Source organism: Leptolyngbya sp. O-77 (assembly GCF_001548395.1).
Classification (GTDB): Bacteria; Cyanobacteriota; Cyanobacteriia; order Elainellales; family Elainellaceae; genus Thermoleptolyngbya.
Genome location: NZ_AP017367.1, coordinates 4,740,301 through 4,755,205, shown reverse-complemented (window position 1 = coordinate 4,755,205; position 14,905 = coordinate 4,740,301). Strand labels below are relative to the sequence as shown.

General features: G+C 54.6%; 13 protein-coding genes. 8 read left to right on the top strand and 5 right to left on the bottom strand.

All coding sequences use genetic code 11. The features are described from left to right. Positions 1-147 precede the first annotated feature (147 nt). Positions 148-1,353 carry a tocopherol cyclase family protein gene (locus O77CONTIG1_RS19975; RefSeq protein WP_068514326.1) on the bottom strand — a complete coding sequence of 402 codons (1,206 nt, stop codon included), beginning with the start codon at positions 1,351-1,353 and terminating at the stop codon, positions 148-150. After that, positions 1,350-2,270 (bottom strand): hypothetical protein, encoded by a 921-nt coding sequence (locus O77CONTIG1_RS19970; RefSeq protein WP_068514323.1) that lies wholly within the window; start codon positions 2,268-2,270, stop codon positions 1,350-1,352. The genes O77CONTIG1_RS19975 and O77CONTIG1_RS19970 overlap by 4 nt, the downstream gene beginning before the upstream one ends. A 742-nt stretch (positions 2,271-3,012) precedes the next feature. Between O77CONTIG1_RS19970 and O77CONTIG1_RS19965 the strand changes: the two genes are divergently transcribed. Next, the gene (locus tag O77CONTIG1_RS19965) at positions 3,013-3,978 is read left to right on the top strand and encodes a transposase (RefSeq protein WP_084781952.1); all 966 of its coding nucleotides are present in this window, start codon (positions 3,013-3,015) and stop codon (positions 3,976-3,978) included. Positions 3,979-4,123: 145 nt separating this feature from the next. Here the strand turns inward: O77CONTIG1_RS19965 and O77CONTIG1_RS19960 are convergent, their stop codons facing one another. Both O77CONTIG1_RS19960 and O77CONTIG1_RS19955 read right to left on the bottom strand, forming a co-directional pair. Then, positions 4,124-4,789: a response regulator transcription factor gene (locus O77CONTIG1_RS19960; RefSeq protein WP_068514319.1), complete on the bottom strand. Its 666-nt coding sequence runs from the start codon at positions 4,787-4,789 to the stop codon at positions 4,124-4,126. 138 nt (positions 4,790-4,927) lie between these two features. Further along, positions 4,928-6,334 carry a sensor histidine kinase gene (locus O77CONTIG1_RS19955; RefSeq protein WP_068514316.1) on the bottom strand — a complete coding sequence of 469 codons (1,407 nt, stop codon included), beginning with the start codon at positions 6,332-6,334 and terminating at the stop codon, positions 4,928-4,930. Between the two features lie 217 nt (positions 6,335-6,551). Here O77CONTIG1_RS19955 and O77CONTIG1_RS19950 point away from each other — a divergent pair, with 217 nt between their 5' ends. Next, on the top strand, positions 6,552-7,046 hold the full coding sequence (locus tag O77CONTIG1_RS19950) for a DUF4079 domain-containing protein (protein WP_068514313.1): 495 nt from the start codon (positions 6,552-6,554) through the stop codon (positions 7,044-7,046). Between the two features lie 113 nt (positions 7,047-7,159). Here O77CONTIG1_RS19950 and O77CONTIG1_RS19945 read toward each other — a convergent pair whose 3' ends face one another. Beyond that, entirely contained in the window at positions 7,160-8,359 is a 1,200-nt protein-coding gene (locus tag O77CONTIG1_RS19945; protein ID WP_068514310.1) for a Coenzyme F420 hydrogenase/dehydrogenase, beta subunit C-terminal domain, read from the bottom strand. Between the two features lie 173 nt (positions 8,360-8,532). On the opposite strand from O77CONTIG1_RS19945, the gene O77CONTIG1_RS19940 reads away from it, so the two are divergent. The 6 genes from O77CONTIG1_RS19940 to O77CONTIG1_RS19915 all read left to right on the top strand — a co-directional run bounded on the left by O77CONTIG1_RS19940 (position 8,533) and on the right by O77CONTIG1_RS19915 (position 14,899). Beyond that, positions 8,533-9,351 carry a Uma2 family endonuclease gene (locus O77CONTIG1_RS19940; protein ID WP_317134148.1) on the top strand — a complete coding sequence of 273 codons (819 nt, stop codon included), beginning with the start codon at positions 8,533-8,535 and terminating at the stop codon, positions 9,349-9,351. A gap of 121 nt (positions 9,352-9,472) precedes the next feature. After that, positions 9,473-9,811 (top strand): hypothetical protein, encoded by a 339-nt coding sequence (locus O77CONTIG1_RS19935; RefSeq protein WP_156435500.1) that lies wholly within the window; start codon positions 9,473-9,475, stop codon positions 9,809-9,811. A gap of 203 nt (positions 9,812-10,014) precedes the next feature. Then, a complete protein-coding gene (locus tag O77CONTIG1_RS19930) occupies positions 10,015-11,043 on the top strand; it encodes a tetratricopeptide repeat protein (RefSeq protein ID WP_068514305.1) in 1,029 nt (342 codons plus the stop codon). Between the two features lie 206 nt (positions 11,044-11,249). Further along, a complete protein-coding gene (locus O77CONTIG1_RS19925) occupies positions 11,250-12,332 on the top strand; it encodes a cytochrome c oxidase subunit II (RefSeq protein WP_068514302.1) in 1,083 nt (360 codons plus the stop codon). A gap of 98 nt (positions 12,333-12,430) precedes the next feature. Beyond that, a complete protein-coding gene (gene ctaD / locus O77CONTIG1_RS19920) occupies positions 12,431-14,083 on the top strand; it encodes a cytochrome c oxidase subunit I (RefSeq protein ID WP_068514294.1) in 1,653 nt (550 codons plus the stop codon). 186 nt (positions 14,084-14,269) lie between these two features. Continuing rightward, positions 14,270-14,899 (top strand): heme-copper oxidase subunit III, encoded by a 630-nt coding sequence (locus O77CONTIG1_RS19915; RefSeq protein ID WP_068514291.1) that lies wholly within the window; start codon positions 14,270-14,272, stop codon positions 14,897-14,899. Positions 14,900-14,905 lie beyond the last annotated feature (6 nt).

The window sequence follows — 14,905 nt, the reverse complement described above, 5'->3', positions numbered from 1 at the left end:
TAGACAGTCTTTAAGCTGTGCTATAAAATCTTTCTATCGTATTAATTTGCTCATCCTGGCACTTTTGCGGAAGCTTTGAGCTGATTCGAGTAAAATGTCTTACTCCAGATAGAAATCAGCCCCGCAGCGCTGCCTGGCCTTATGCCTTTAGAAATACCAGAAATTGCTGTAGCCCCTGGTATCGGTCGCTGAGAAATCGCCGCCTGTTTCCAGTCCTGCAAGATGGCTCTGGGCTTGCAGCAACAGCGTGGGGCGATCGCCCTGTTTTTCCCACAGCTTGACTGTCAGCTTGCCCTGGGTGGTGTCCTGGCAGGCAAAGACCATGCCCTGCGCCGTCGGCACACGGATAAGCGTGGGAGGGCGATCGCACGTCCCCAGCAGTTCCACCATATGACCCGCGTTTTCTGCCTGCATCTGCCAGTATCCCCAGGGCTGCACTCGCCAGCGCACGGTTCCATTCCAGGGCACAAACTCGTAGAACCGTCCCCGGTGGTGAATCCCCACCATGCCCACCGACTCCATCCAGCCCAGCACGCGCCGCCGCCCGCCGCCCGCCGTTAGCGCCAGATCCGCCTCGCCGTCAAACGCATTGCACTGTATCCAAAACCATTGCTGGGGGAAAGCCCCGCCCCAGTTTTTTTCTGCATAGGCGGGCGCTTGGCTAAAGTGATAGCGGGTTCCGTTCCACTCGACCCAGCCCGTTGCCAGTCCGTGGGCCATTAAAATTTGCCAGCCCGGTTCAAAAATTTGGAACTGCGATAGCCAGCCTGCGGTGGACTGTTGGGGGCGATCGCAATTGCCCCAGCCATAGACGGGTTGAATGCTATAACACCATCGAGCGGAATGCCGACCGGGTTCGCTGAGGATGCCCTGATGATGGGTGGCAGTAAGCTGATAGCCTTCATATACGAATTGACCAGGGTCATTAGACAGAGATGCTCGAGAACGCTGATGAGAACCCAGAGCGGAACGATCAGATGACTGCTTTAGGGAATAGTCAGAGATACTACTTTGAGTAAAAGGGAAAACGTCTGAAGATCTTTTGTTCAGCGGATTGGGGGGTCTGCGCGAGTGACAGAGGGCAAGGGTGTGGCGATCGCCCCAAAACAGGCGCACATCGGGAAACGTGCGGCAAAGGTACTCATGACGCGGGCCGAGGATTTGAGCCGTGCCGCCGCTGTAGGGTGTGCCACCCTGGGGGTCTTCGATGGAATACATAAAGGCGAAGCTTTCGCCCAACTCTGGCAGCGTCAGCCGCAGATACCAGCCCTCAAAAAAGCGGCTGCCCGTACCTGTTCCGGGATGACTCCAGTGATAACCGCTGTGGGGAGTCTGCAAACCCGTCAAACTCATTCTGCTGTGGCATCCAGGCAAAAGCTGCGGCACATGACCACGGGCGAGTCAGGGCGGCGATACATGGGACAGTTGAAATTGGCGCAAGCGGTGCAGTCGGCTTCGGCATGGATGGCAACCGGCTGCTGGGTGGTGTAGACGCTGATGCCCTGGCTGATGAAGCCCCGTGCCTCCAGTTCCGTGAGGCGATCGCCAATGATTAGCGCCTTTTGGATGCCCATCTGGTGCCGAAATAAGTTAATCCGCTCGATGGTGCGCCGGAAGGTCTGCGCGGGCGTTTTGATTTCCACCAGCACCTTTTGTCCCTGCGTACTAAAAGAGGGCGGCTTATCCTGGGCAAAGTGATCGCGATATTGCAGTGTGAAGGTTCCGTCGGGATAGCGCAGCGGTCGCATCAGCCGCAAAAAAGGTACGGTAAAGTGTCCTACTTCGTCCAGCGCATACCACCAGGACTTGTGCCAGGCTTCATTGGGTAAATTAAGGATTTCGTCTACCTGCTTGGGGGGAAAGCCCGCGTGAGACAAACGGGCGATCGCCTGCGCCAGCGTCAGGTTATTGCCCAGCGTGTGCAGTTCCGATTCGCAGCGAGTCAGCTTGGCATACTCTCGATCCAGCTTTTTGGGGTCAATATTGGCAGCAACTTGGCGGCTGATTTCCTCTGGCGAGCTAGCCAGCACGCAGGTAATATCTTCAAAGCTGAGAATGCCGTCAATTGCCTGCCGCGAATCGACGGGCACGCCCACCTGCGACGACACCGAGCCGAGGCGATGAGGCTGGGCGATGGGCGGCGTGCAGCGGATCAGCAGCGATTTTAGGGTAGATTCATCGGCGATCGCCAGCGCAATTTGCAACTGGTCGCGGGCGGCGGTGGCGCTGTGGGTGGGCGGTAGGGGATGAGTCAGGGCGGAGGCCGTCATAGTGCAAAACCCTAACTAAGGAGCGAGTTCGGGGAGCGAGTTCGGGGGAGCAAGGTCGGTTCTGGAATTGCCCCTGTTTGACCTCCATTGTGCGGGCTTTTGGGAATCCTGCAACTGTTTCTCACTTTCTTTTAACGCAAGGCGACCCAGCATAACGCCACGTTGCAAACTGCATTACAGAGCATTACAGAGTTTGTGTTTTTTTCAAGCTAGATGCCAAACTGTATCGAACTTCGCTCAAACTTCAATCCACTTCAATCCAAAGAATTCTTCGAGGCGCACGGTTGCCAGCCGGAAACACATCTTCATACGGCTGCCCGTCAAGCTGTGAATTGCTGTTGTGAATTGATATTGATCACCGTAGCTTGTTTGTTCCCCGAAATTTTGGTCGTTCAATCACCCAAGGCACACTCGACTTCTCCAGGCATCGCATATTTCTTCAGACGCACGTAACCGGAAAAATAACTGTGTTTAAGAGTACTTTTAAGAATTTTTTCTGAAGAAATATAAAAATATCTATCTTTGGGAATAGTGTCGTGATATTGACATTTAGGATCGCATTTTCAGAGTAAGTATCCTCACTTCGCAGTATTCAATTCAACCAGCTATACCTCTGCTCCGGGTTTCTTTTGCTCCAGATTTCTCTTGGGTTACATGCAGAAGTGTTGAAAGATAGATTAAGCGACGAAAAAAGGGACAGAATGCAGTATTCTGTCCCCTAGTAAACAAAAAATGATGCCTGATGATAGCCTCATTTCCGAAGCTTGTCAAATCGATCTTGATGCAGCTTTGTCCGCATGACTATCCCGTTTTGAACTCGCGCTTGTTCTTTGAAATCTGGTTGACCTTTGTGTTGGACAAGGGCTTAACCAGCATGAGAGACTTATTTTACCGCCTAAATCGTACAGGTGTTGAGGTCGATATATCCACCTTTTCTAAAGCTTGCAAAACTCGAACGGATGGGCACTTTTGTCGAATCTATGCACAGTTGATTGAGCAAGTAAAGCGCAAACAGCCGACCGCGGCTCAGATACTTTTTCCGATTGATTCAACCATCGTTACACTTACCAGCAAGCTATTTTGGCTGCAAGGATATCACCAAGTTAAATTACTGAATGGAATCAACTTAGAGCAAGGATATTCGAGTGAATGCTTGATTCATTTTGGGCAAGGACATGATGCAAAGTTTGCCGATTCGATTAGCACGATGATTCCCGAAAACGGCATCGGCATCATGGATAGAGGCTTCGCAAGCTGGGAATTTCTCGACCAAATGAGTCTCACTCAAACAAAGTTTGTGGTGCGAATCAAGAACAATATGAAGACTGAACTTGACCACGACCGTTACCGCGTGGTTTGGTTCTGTGATTTGGAGAGTCGGAGCGAGTTTCGTCTGGCAACTAATGTCAATGAGATGAGCGACGAAGAAATCAGTGATACCTATCGGCATCGTTGGCAAATTGAGGTGTTATGGAAGTTTCTCAAGATGCACTTAAAGCTCGATCGTCTCATCACCAAGAATGTGAATGGGGTGAGTATTCAGATTTATATGGTGCTCATCACGTATTTAATCTTATTGTTAATCGAAATTCCAGCATTCTATGGCAGTGAATTGCTCGACAAGTTTCGGTATTTACAACTGGAACTGAGCCGTCGCTGCTCAATGGTTCATTGGAGCTACGATCTGCTGCCCGAAACACTCGTATGACTCTTGTAAGCTAAAATGTAAAGTTTTCTATCTGGATTCAACACTTCTGAGTTTGAAGCCCAGGACATTTTTGAAATTTTAGTTTTGAAATTTTAGTTTTGAATAGTTTTGAAATTTTAGTTTTGAAATTTCAGACAGACATTGACTACGGCTGAAAGCGATAGCCCATGCCGCGGACCGTTTCGATGTACCCATTCCCCATCTTTTTTCGTAGATAGCCGACGTAGACATTGACAATGTTGGAGCCGGGGTCGTAGTCATAGCCCCAGACGTGCTTGAGCAAATGCTCGTGGCTGAGGACTCGTCCCGGATTTCGCAGGAACGTTTCTGCCAGGGCAAATTCACGGGCCGACAACTCCATCTGGCGATCGCCCACTTGGAGCTGATGGGATTGCAAATCTAGCTCGATGCTGCCCACTTGCAGCCGCATTTCTGCGCTTTGGGCAGTGTGTGTGGAGCGCAGGCGCAGACGGGCGCGGGCCAGCAGTTCCTCAAACCGGAAGGGCTTGGTGACGTAATCATCTGCGCCGCTCTCTAGTCCGGCCACGGTGTCGTAGACGCTGTCGCTGGCAGTGAGGATAATGATAGGCAATTGCTCGCCCTGCCCGCGCAGTTCTTCTAGCACCGTCCAGCCGTCTTTTTTAGGCAATCCCAAATCCAAAATCAACAAGTCAAACTCTTGACTGGCAATCATTTCGCAGGCGGTTTGTCCATCCGGGGCGATCGCCGTTGCAAAGCCGTTAGCCCGAAATCCCTTTTCTAAAAAAGCAGCAATGCGCGGCTCATCTTCTGCAATCAACACGCGGGTCATGGTTTTCGTTTCTGGATGTACTGATTTTGGAGTTTAGATTGGTGATTTTGCATGACTAATCTGCTGCCTAAGTCAAGGACTGGCAGGGCGTTTAGCTAATTCCACAGATAGCGCTGTAGAGAGAAATTGACATCAGCTTTAGGGGGGATCAACCGGGATGACGAGCGTGAAGGTTGCGCCCTGTTGGGGCTGGCTGACCAGTTCGACAGTGCCGCCGTGGGACTGGGCGATCGCCCGCACGATTGCCAGCCCCAGCCCCGCACCTTCCGACCGTCGCCTGCTGGAGCTAGCGCGGGCAAACCGCTCAAAGATTCGAGCCTGGTCTGCTTGGGCAATGCCTTCGCCCGTGTCGCGCACCCAAATATGAACCATATCTTGATGAAGCGCCGTACCCAGCGTAATCGTATCTTCGGGCTGAGTGTGCTGAGTGGCATTTTGAGCTAGATTCATCACCGCCTGGGTGAGCCGCTGGCGATCGCCCACAATCCAGCCTTTAGCGTAGTTTTCCAGTCGCCACTGGCGATCGCCCAGGGCCTTTGCCTTGGCAAATAGTTCTTCTGCTAGAGTCGCCACATTCACCATTTCCATCCGCAAAAAATTAGGCTGCTCTGCCCGCGCCAGCAGCAGCAGGTCATCTACAAAGCGGCTCATACGGTCTAGCTCGTCGGTCACCAGGTCAAGGGTTTCGCGCTGTTCGGCAGGGTCGTCGCCCAGCAACTCCAGATGCCCGCGAATAATCGTAATCGGCGTTCGCAACTCGTGCCCTGCGTCGCTGATGAAATTGCGCTGGGCGGCAAAGGCAAGCTGCAAACGATCCAGCATTTCGTTAAACCGCAGCGTCAGTTCGCTGATTTCGTCTACGCCATGTACCGGGATGCGGCGGGTCAGATCAGACTCGCTCACGGTTTTGGCCGCATGGGTCAACAGGTTGAGCGGCTCCAGCGCCCGCCGCACGACAAACCAGGCCACAATGGTGGTCAGCGCCAGCACTGTCAGCATCACCTGAATCACGATGGCGATCGCCTCGTCTATCCCCCTCAGTTCAGCCGATAGCAGATGTGCTACGACAAACACGCCCTGGCTACCTTCCCGAAAAATCGGTTCTGCCTGATAAATGATGATTTCTCCATCCGGCAGCGTCACCCAGCGCCGCCGGGGTGTGGCAATTTCTGCAAACTCTTGAGCCAGCGGGCTAGATAAATCTAGGGACTTGGGGACAGCGCGGGGACTGGAGCGATCAAACTCGCCATCCAAAAACGTCAGCAAAAACTCGTTATCGGCAGGAATATTGCGACTGAGAAAAACGCGAAACAGAGCATCAATGTCGTTTCCAAACGGCTCGCTGGTTCTGGGATTTAGCCCCGTTTTGAGCTGGCGCAGTTCTAGCACCTCTTGCTCCAGCGATTGCTCGATGCGCTCATACAGGCGGGCCAGCAGTGTTTGGCGGATTCCCACAATCGACACCAGCATCGAAGCCGCCACGAGCAAAATATACCAACCCAGAATTCGCGTCCGAAGACTGGAGAATAGCCGATTGAGTCGCATGGGTGAATGAATAGGACGGGCAGATTGCAAGCCTGAGTGGGCTTCTTGACCGTAGCAGTAGAAAAAGGTTCCGGTGGAAGTGGTTCCTGCTCAGGATATGGTGTATCAGGATTCTCTCGCTTTTCTTCTCCGTCCAGCCCAGTTCCCGCTATAGAATAGGCTTGAGCGCAGGCTTAACATTTTTTTAAGAAACCATTCCAAGGGCAAGGAGAACACCATGTCAGAGTTTGCAACTCGCTTAAGCGAATGGCTAGACCCCATCGCCGATGTCTTTCGCAACCTCAATGTGCCGGAACCGATTGTGCATTGGGGGCATCCCGCAATGATGGGGATTGTGGTGCTGGTGATGGGCAGCTTTGCCGCAGTCACGGGCTGGCAAGGCCGCCTGCTGACGGCCACCGATGATGCGCTGGCTGCCAAAAAGCGCACGGATCATAAGAAAATTGCCGGACTGATGTTTCTCTTTATCGCGCTGGGCTATACGGGCGGCATTCTGTCGCTGGTCATGCAAAACCAGCCGATTTTGCAAAGTCCCCATTTCTGGACGGGTTCGGTGGCGCTGGGAATGCTGGCGGTGAATGGGCTGATTGCTGCGGTGGGCTTTTCGCAGGGCAAAGGCTTCCGCACGGTTCACACTTATTTGGGCAGCGCGGCCTTGGCGCTGCTGCTGATCCACGGCATCTTTGGGCTAAAGCTGGGCCTGTCGATTTAGTTGATTTTGTGGATTGAGGGCGATCGCCCTTGATTAGCCTACGCCAGTAACCGCTAAAACGGCTAAGCAGCAAGCAGCGCACCTATATTGTTCTGCCTCGCTTAGCTGTTTTGCTATTCTGGCAGTTTATATTGCCCGACGATGCGCTTGGCGTAGTCGGGGACGTGCTGCTCCAGCTTTTCGGGGTAGTTGCGCTTCACATAGAGATAGTTGCGGGTGAAGTGCGAATCGATGGAAAAGCGGGCATATTCCAGACCCTTGGGGCCAATTTTTTCGATAAACACGCCCATCAGCTTCGCCGCCCACATCGGCAGCGTCACGCCCTTGTCGTAGGCGGGGATGCTCTGCTGGACGGCATTGTGGCGATCGCCCTGCGACATTACCGGCTGCGTCTCAAGCTGGTCTTTCACCAGATCCAGCATCTCTGCGCCCGTCTCGTTTCGCACCACGATCCACTGCCAGCCATAGGGTGCGCCCATATAGCCCACCACCAGATCTGCCAGCGAATTCACATAGTCAAAGCAGGTCATGCAGGACGGCGCAAACACATCCTTCAGTTCGTTCGTCTTCAGCCCAAAAAACGGCACCGTCTCTGTAGAACCGTCTTCGTGCTTGAAATGCACGCGAAAATCCTGCATAAACTCGTAATAGACCACCGTATCGGGCGATCGGCTGGTGGTATCCAGGAATTTTTGCAATCCAGCACGGGTCACGTTGTCCACGCAGGGCGTTCCCAGCACGTAGAGTTTTTCTAAGCCCAGCTTGTCCTGCACCGCCCGCAGCGCCTGGATCTGGCAGCCCACGCCAATCACCAGCAGCTTCTTCATGCCCGACTGCTCCACCAGTTCTAGCACCGACAGGTTGGGCGACAGCGTGGGCTTGTTCACCCGCGCCGCCAGGATTTCCTCTGGTGTGGTGGCGATCACGGGCTTCGGCTGAAAGCGGTCTTCCTCGGTGTTTTGCACGCAGACCACGCCTTCCACCAGCCCCCGATTCAGCATTTCAATGGCAATGCTGCTGACGATGCCCGTCCACTGTGCGCCCTCGATCGGCTCAGTCTTACGCGCCGCCATCATATCCTGATGCACGCCGAAATACAGGTCGTTTTCTTGCTCCAGATCGCGGCTGCGTCCGTGAAATTCTTGCTCCAGTTTGGCAATTTGCTGGGTAATAAAGGCGCAGGCTTCCTTGACGTAATGCACATAGTACGTGTCGCAGAGGCCGCACTCGCTGCACAGGTCCTTGGCGGGGCGGCGGCTGCCGGGTTTGAGGGCGCGGGCTTTTTTGTGGGCGTTGGGCGAAACGGCGGTCATGAGGGATCAGGGGTCAGGTTTCAGGGGTCAGGCGACCTGTTTTCACAATACCGTAGGGTGGGGGACGGGCGATCGCCCTTTCTCGTCATCGCCCTTCGCGAACACTCCAACATCCTGACACCCCAACACCCCGCCCCCTGTCCACTCGACCGAATCCACTAAACTGAAGGCAGTTGTATGCTCGTCGTGGGGGCACGCTGCCGATGCCAGAACCCGAACTCCTCGCGCCAGATACGCCAGAGATTGATCCGTCAGACCCGATGCAATTGTCGCCTGAGCAATCTGCGTTGGAGGAGCCTGCTGAAGCTCACTTTTCTAAGGAGGGCGATCGCGAGTTGCCCGTGATGCCCCCCTGTAATCTCGACAGCGACGAGCCGCCCTTGGAATCCGATCTTCATCTCCAGCAAATGATTCTGTTTTTGGAGTGCCTGAACTGGCTGTGGCGCGATCGCACGGACTATTACGCCAGCGGCAATCTCACGATTTACTACAGTACGAGCAAAATTAAGACCCGCGACTTTCGCGGCCCCGATTTCTTCGTGGTGCTGAATACAGAAAAGCGCCCGCGCAAAAGCTGGACTGTTTGGGAAGAGGACGGCAAAATGCCCAACGTGATTGTCGAAATTTTGTCGGACAGCACGGCCCAGCAAGATCGCGGCGCGAAAAAGCAGCTTTATCAGGACGTGCTGCGAGTGTTTGATTATTTCTGGTTTGACCCAGTAACGCTGGAATTTGCCGGATTTACGCTTGTGGGTGGACAGTATCAGCCCCTACAACCGGGCGATCGCAACTGGCTGTGGAGCGAACAGCTTCAGCTTTTTTTGGGCATCCACGACCGCAGGCTGCGCTTTTTTACACCCGACGGCACGCTGGTTCCCACGCCTGCCGAAGCGGCCGAACAGGAGCAACAGCAGCGCCAAGCCTCCGACCGACGGGCTGAACAGCTTGCCGCGAAACTGCGCGAACTGGGCGTTGATCCGGATGCCCTATAGCTGTGGCAATTGCAGAGAAAATCGCATAGAAATTTGCACAGAAATTCGCACAGAAATTTGCACAGAAATTTGCACAGAAATTCGCACAGAAATTTGCACAGAACTGATTTGGATAGGACTTGTGGACGATCCACGAATTGAAAACGCTCGTCGCTATTGGCAGGAAAGGCTGGAAAGCCGCATCAACGCGATTTACGGTTTTGTATCTGGGGAGGGCTGTCTTTCAGGGCGCATAGCTTCCGGCGCTCCGGGTGCAATCGACCCGACCGAAGAGTTTCGGGAAATTGCCGAACTGTATAGCGAAAAAGGGCTGACGACTCGCGGGGCGATCGCCGCTGAATACTCGAAATCTTTTTTTGAATCTGGACTCCTAGAAGCGCGGTATGGCAAGACGTTCGCGGCTCAATTAAAGAGGGAAATACAAGACAGGCTGCTTAACGATCGCCAGGGTCGCTCGTGATTTGTCCAGACTTGCCCACAAACTGCGCTTTGAAGAGGCGTGACAGGGCGATCGCCGGGTCGTCGCTTCCGGATTCATCGATGGGCACACTGAGGCTATCTAGTAAGCGCTGAGCAAAAAGCGCTGACCCAAGCTGAATAAAGCTGACCCAAGCTGATTAAAGCTGACTAAAGCTGAAATATGCCGAGCGGCGGAGCGTGGCTATGAAAATCGTGGAGCAAACCCCAGGGCGGATGAAACTGCGCGATCGCGGCTGGTCGCTGTGGCTCACGTTTTTGCCGATGGCGCTGATCGGGCTAGGCATCATGCCCCTGGGCAGGCACACGATTTTTTCGTGCCAGCGGGCCAGTACGCTGAGCGCCCAATGCACGCTAGAGGAGACAAATTTCCTGGTGTCTACCCGTCGCCCGATTCCTCCCAGCAGCATTCACGGGGCGGTCGTAAAGCGGCGATCGAGTGGACGCGGCAGTGTTCGCTACAGCGTCATTCTGCGAACCAAGGGTCAATCCATTACAATCAGTTCCAGGTCGTCAAGCTGGAGTCGTCAGGAGGCGATCGCCAACCGAGTCAACGCCTTTTTCATGGACAATACCCAGCCCTCGCTCTACGTCGAAAACGACGACCGAGTGGTGATGTTATTCATCGGCGGCATCACTGCGGCGATGGGGATTGGCGGGCTGCTGGGTATGTGCGAGATTAACCACGCCACATTAGACAAAGCCAGCGGCAAACTGCACCATGTCCGCCAGGGCGCAATCGGGCAAAAAGAATCGGTGCTGCCGCTGCATCAAGTGGCTTATGCAGACGTGGAGCAGGGCACAGGCAAGGCGAGATCGACCGGACGGATTGTGCTGCACCTGAAGTCGGGCGATCGCTTTCCCCTGACGCGCACTCTGTACCCCGGTCTGAGGCACAAGGAGAAAGTCGCCCGCTTAATTAGCGAGTTTGTGGCCGCTCCCAGCCCTCAGCCTGCGGTCAATCCTGAACGCGCAAAACCAGCCCCAGTGCCCAGCAGCCCCGAAGCGGCGATCGCCCAGTATCAGCAGGCGCTCCAGACCAATCCCGACGATGCCGAAACCCACTATCGTCTGGGCATGGTTCATTACAAACAGCACGATGTTCAGGCGGCGGCCACCCATTTAAACCGCGCCCGCGACCTGTTTGCGGCAAAACATGAATCTCACCGTGTGCTGCAAGTGCAGGATATGCTGTGGCGGCTAGAGCAGGGCTAGGCAGTAAAACCGGAAACGGTAAAAAACGTCATGAAATCTCAACGTAAACTCCAGGGGATCTGAAGCAAATCGAAAGTTTCCAGCGATCCCCAGAATTCGGATGGTATTACAGGAAGAGAGTTTGGGTATTTGGTGGGGGCGATCGCCACAAAACGTTACAACCCCCGCGACACCCGCTCGATCTGCGACTCACACTTTGAGGATTCATGAAACAGATTCCAGCATCCCTGTTAACGCTAACCGCTGGCATTCTGATCACCCTGGTCAGCCTGTGGGTGAGTCAGCATCATGGTCTGTTGCCAGAGCAAGCGTCGGAAGCGGCGGTTTTGGTAGACCAGCTTTTTGACGTGATGGTGATGATCGCCACTGCGCTGTTTCTGGTGGTCATTGGAGCAATTCTGCTGTTTTGCTTTCGCTATCGCCGTGCGCCAGGAGACGAGGGCGACGGCATCCCCATCGAAGGCAACCTGCCGCTAGAAGCCTTCTGGACGGCGATTCCCGCTATTTTGGTCATTGGGCTGGGGGTTTACAGCGTCCAGGTGTTTCAGGAAATGGGCGGCTTTGACCCCGGCAGCATCCACGTCGGGCACGGCATGATGGGCGGCGCAGTATCGCAGGAAATGCCGTCGCACGAAATGCATCCGATGCCGCAGGATTCCGCCGCGATGATGGCGCAGGTTCCCGGTGAGGGGGCGATCGCCACCGACGCGACGGCCGAAATGCTAGCGGAACTGCCCGACGGCGCAGAGCCACCCGCCACGCCCGTTCCCCGCTATGGCTTTGGCGCAAACCCTGAAGAGGAAGGACAGGTGCCCGATTTGGTGGTGAATGTTACCGGAATGCAATATGCTTGGCTGTTTAACTATCCAGACAGCGGCATTATGACGGGCGAACTGCATATCCCTGTCGGCAAAGACATTCAGTTGAATATTTCTGCCCAGGACGTGATCCACTCCTTCTGGGTGCCGCAGTTTCGCCTGAAGCAAGACGCGCTGCCAGGTCAAACCTCCGGGCTGCGGTTTGTGGCAACGAAGGTGGGCACCTATCCGGTGGTCTGTGCAGAACTCTGCGGCAGCTATCACGGCGGCATGAGGACTCAGGTGATTGTCCATGCCCAAGACGAGTTTGACGAATGGCTCCAGCAAAACGCCATCGCGCAGCAGCAAAACCCAGCACAAACTGTGGCGGTGAATCCGGCGGATCTGTCGGATGGAGACTATCTTGCGCCCTACGCCCAGGAGATGGGCGTGAGCGATCAGGTGCTTTCGCAACTGCGATCGCCCTCTTAAGTTTGCAGATTCACGTTTCTGCCTCTTAAGTGCGTTCATTTCCGCATTCATTCCCTCGTTCCGAATCTTGATAAAAAACTGGTATATTCCCTCTGCGTATGACTCAAGCACAAGTTCCACTCGACGACGCAGCGCTTGTTGCAGACCATGACCACCCCCAGGTTCACAAAGCCTGGAAGTGGTATCACTACTTCGGCTACAACATCGATCACAAGGTGATTGGCATTCAATACCTAGTGACGGCGTTTGTGTTTTATCTCATCGGCGGGCTGATGGCCGTGGGCATGAGGATGGAGCTAGCCACGCCCGATCCCGATTTTGTCGATCCAAGCCTGTATAACGCGCTGCTGACCAACCACGGCACGATCATGATCTTTCTGTGGATCGTGCCTGCGGCGATCGGGGGCTTTGGCAACTACCTAATTCCCCTGATGATCGGCGCACGAGACATGGCGTTTCCCAACCTGAATGCGATCGCCTTCTGGCTCAACCCGCCCGCTGGCTTGCTATTGCTGGGCAGTTTCTTTTTTGGCGGGGCGCAGGCCGGGTGGACTTCCTACCCACCGCTGAGCGAAATCACCGCTCCGATCGCCCAGTCGATGTGGATTATGGCGATCGTGCTGGTGGGCACATCCTCGATCCTGGGCGCGGTGAACTTCATCGTCACCATCATCATGATGCGGGTTCCGAGTATGACGTGGGACAAGCTGCCGCTGTTTTGCTGGGCAATCTTGGCGACTTCGGCGCTGGCGCTGGTGTCTACCCCTGTGCTGGCGGCGGGCCTGATCCTGCTGCTGTTTGATATCAACTTTGGCACGTCATTTTACAAGCCAGATGCGGGCGGAAATATCATCATTTACCAGCATTTGTTCTGGTTCTATTCGCATCCGGCGGTGTATCTGATGATTTTGCCGATTTTCGGCATGATGTCGGAAATTATCCCGGTCTATGCCCGCAAGCCGATTTTTGGCTATAAGGCGATCGCCTATTCCAGTCTGGCCATTTGCCTGGTGGGTCTGTTTGTCTGGGTACACCATATGTTCACCAGCGGCACGCCGCCCTGGATGCGCCTATTTTTCACGATTTCCACGCTGATTGTGGCCGTCCCCACCGGGGTCAAGATCTTTAGCTGGGTGGCAACGCTGTGGGGCGGCAAGATCCGCTTCACGACGGCGATGCTGTTTGCGATTGGTCTGCTGGGCATGTTCGTGCTGGGCGGACTCAGCGGCATCACGCTGGGCGCTGCGCCGTTCGACATCCACGTTCACGATACGTATTACATCGTGGCGCACTTCCACTACGTGCTGTTTGGTGGGTCGGTGTTTGGGCTGTATGCCGCGATTTATCACTGGTTCCCCAAAATGACGGGCCGCATGATGAACGAGCAACTGGGTCAGGTGCATTTCGTGATGACCTTCATCGGGGCAAACCTTACCTTTTTGCCGATGCACTCGCTGGGAGCGCACGGAATGCCGCGCCGCGTCGCCATGTATGACCCGCAGTTTACTGCCCTAAACCAGCTCTGCACCTTTGGCGCATTCATGCTGGCGGCTTCGCTGATCCCCTTCATCATCAACGCGGTGTGGAGCTGGATGCGCGGCCCCAAAGCCAGCGACAACCCCTGGAATGCGCTGACGCTGGAATGGACGACCGCCTCGCCGCCGATCATCGAAAACTGGGAAGTGCTGCCTGTAGTGACGCACGGCCCGTATGAGTATGGGATGGCGGAGGAAGCGCTGGCGGTAGAGTGATGGGGAAGAGGGAAGAACGAAAAACGAAAAACAAAAAACGAAAAACGAAAAATGAAAAACGAAAAACGAAAAATGAGACCTCTTCCCTCTTCGTTCTTCCCTCTTCGTTCTTCCCTCTTCGTTCTTCCCTCTTCCCTCTTCCCTCTTCCTGCCCAACTGACCTGAACTCCCGACAAATACCCAACCATGACTGACGCAACTGCACCCACCGGAACGGCGATCGCCCCCGAAATTACCGCCGAGGCTCAGGCCCACGACCACGCGCATCCCGATTTGCGCGTTTGGGGGCTGCTGACGTTCCTGATTTCCGAATCGCTAATGTTTGGCGGTTTTTTTGCCGCCTACTTGATGGTGCGCGGGGCCGCAAGCCACTGGCCGCCGGAAGGAACCGAGGTAGAACTGCTGCTGCCGACGATCAATACGATCATTCTGGTGTCGAGCAGCTTTGTGATTCACCTGGGCGATGTCGCCATCAAGAAAAACGACGTGAACGGCCTGCGGAAGTGGTACATCGTCACAGCGCTGATGGGCGCAGTCTTCCTGGCTGGGCAGGCCTACGAATATGCGACGCTGGGCTATGGACTCAAAACAAATATCTTTGCCAATTGCTTTTACCTGATGACGGGCTTTCACGGGCTGCACGTCTTCATTGGGCTGGTGCTGATTTTAGGCGTGCTGTGGCGATCGCGCCGTGCGGGTCACTATTCTGACCACAAGCACACGGGCGTAGAGATGGCAGAAATCTACTGGCACTTTGTAGACATCATTTGGATCATCTTGTTTGCGCTGCTCTATATCCTGACGCAGTTTCCTTAAGTTCGC